At 57.0% G+C, this 2,080-nt stretch carries 1 protein-coding gene, 1 tRNA gene and 2 pseudogenes; 2 read left to right on the top strand and 2 right to left on the bottom strand.

Going from position 1 to position 2,080, the window contains the following annotated elements; all coding sequences use genetic code 11:
- Positions 1 to 325: pseudogene (locus tag QP994_RS10955) on the top strand (hypothetical protein); the annotation flags it as partial.
- Between the two features lie 62 nt (positions 326 to 387).
- Here the strand turns inward: QP994_RS10955 and QP994_RS10960 are convergent.
- A tRNA-Arg gene (locus QP994_RS10960) sits at positions 388 to 463 on the bottom strand.
- Between the two features lie 81 nt (positions 464 to 544).
- Positions 545 to 1,279, bottom strand: coding sequence for a hypothetical protein (locus tag QP994_RS10965; protein ID WP_284866807.1), 735 nt, complete (start codon positions 1,277 to 1,279; stop codon positions 545 to 547).
- Positions 1,280 to 1,383: 104 nt separating this feature from the next.
- Here QP994_RS10965 and QP994_RS10970 point away from each other — a divergent pair.
- A pseudogene (locus QP994_RS10970) lies at positions 1,384 to 2,004 on the top strand (3-methyl-2-oxobutanoate hydroxymethyltransferase); the annotation flags it as partial.
- Between the last annotated feature and the right edge of the window lie 76 nt (positions 2,005 to 2,080).

Below are 2,080 nucleotides of genomic sequence, written 5' to 3' on the forward strand. Positions count from 1 at the left end.
CCCCTTGCAGTACCGGGTACGTGGAACACCGGTACCAACTACGCGGACTCACGGTACCAACTACCCCGAATCGACAAAGGTAATGAAAGAAGAACTCCCCGATTACCAAGCCCAAATTCTCTTCATTCTCGGCCAAGCAAAACTCTTCGGCCCCGATGCACCGGTGGCAATGAACGAACTACAGCATTATCTCAATCGCTCCTGGAACACGGTCCGTGAGCAGGTCGTAGAACTAGAAGATCTCCACTATGTCACTGCGGTGAAGAAACGTCCCCTTGAGATGAAACTAACGCCGAAGGGACTCGAGCTCCTCGGGTTGGTCTAGCCCGTGCACCAAAACAAACGAAGCCCCGAGACATAACCGGAACTATGTCTCGAGACTTCACATGGCGCCCCAGAGAGGAATCGAACCTCCGACACCGGCTTTAGGAGAGCCGTGCTCTATCCACTGAGCTACTAGGGCAACGGATAACTACGTTACCGCACCACTTCTGCTGCGTGAAAGAAGCCATCGGCAAAAGCGGTACGGTCGCCCAGGGCAGGATTAGAGTCGCGCCAGCACCTGGTCGAGTGTGGCGTTGGCGGCGTCGATAGATTCCTGTGAGTCGTCTTTGATCACGACATTGACGTACGCGCCGTTCTTCTCAGCGGCTACGTTATAAATGGTGGCTTCAATTCCATCATCAAAAACAGAGTGCGAGATGATTGCACGTCCCTTGTTCGCGTCGCCTTCGAATGGGATTTCCTTGTCAGTGATGTGCTGCATGTAACCGTGCATCGTCACGGTGTACTCGTCACAGGACCCATCAGATTTCTCCATATCCGTCATCCGGTAATCGGCGATACTCGTGTCCTGCGCGATAAGCGTGAAGCTGTCGATGTCTAGGTCCGCCATCGTGAAATTATCCACAGTCATCCTGTCAGCGTGGTGTGCGCGCGCGGGGTCGATGACGGTCTCCGCGCATTCAGCCGGTTCAACTTGCACGTTGTCTACTGCGTTTTCGGCTTCTGCATCCCGAGACACTTGTATGAATTCTTCGATTTGGTCCGGCGTGCGAACGATGACGGGTTGGCCTTTGTAGGTGATTCCGTCGACAAGCGTGCGGTAGTCAATGTCCTTGGGAGCTTCGGAAGTCGCGGTGCCATCTTGGCTCTCTGCTGCAGGTGGTGCTACCTGGTTAGCGTTTTCATTCGCCCCACACCCAGCCACGGCCATGAGGCCGACTGCGGCAAGCGCGACACCGAGTGCTTTGATTGTGCGTGGTCGTGTCATGGTCATGCGCCCCAGCATAAGTGCGGATGGTGCAGCACGCTGGCCAAGCGGGAGAATCCAATTTCTAGGGAATTCCAAGAACTGCGGTTTCCCGTGTCTAAGCTATCCGCATGACTGGATACGTGGTTCCCACCAAAAAGGTTCGGGTAGCGGACTTGAAGCAGAGGAAGGCTGATGGGGAAAAGTGGGCGATGGTCACTGCCTACGACTTTTCGACGGCGCGCGTGTTCGCGGAGGCGGGCATCGAATGCATGCTCGTGGGAGATTCCGCGGCGAATGTCGTGTTTGGATATGAGACGACGAACCAGGTCTCCATCGACGAGATGACGTACCTCGCCGCCGCCGTTGTTCGTGGCGCGGGTAATGCGCTAGTGATTGTTGATCTGCCGTTTGGGAGCTACGAGGCTTCCGACGAGCAATGCGTACGCAGCGCCACCGAGATGATTCACCGTAGTGGGGCGCACATGGTCAAGCTCGAAGGTGGATTGCGCATCGCCCCGCGGATCAAGGCCCTGAAGGATGCGGGCCTGGCGGTATGCGCGCACGTGGGCTTCACACCGCAGTCGGTGGATAACCTCAGTGGCTTCAAAGTGCAGGGCCGCGATGACACCGCTGACCAGCTCCGCGCCGATATGGAGGCCGTGGTCAACGCCGGCGCGGACATGGTCGTCTTTGAGATGGTCCCCGCTCCCCTCGCCGCAGAACTCACGGCAAGCAGCCCGGTGCCCACCTGTTCAGAAGACTGAAATGGTAGCGGTGTGGTGAGTATCTGGTAGCGCCTGAGTGAGTATCCGGTAGCGGTGTCTC

Source organism: Corynebacterium sp. MSK044 (assembly GCF_030232825.1).
Lineage (GTDB): Bacteria > Actinomycetota > Actinomycetes > Mycobacteriales > Mycobacteriaceae > Corynebacterium.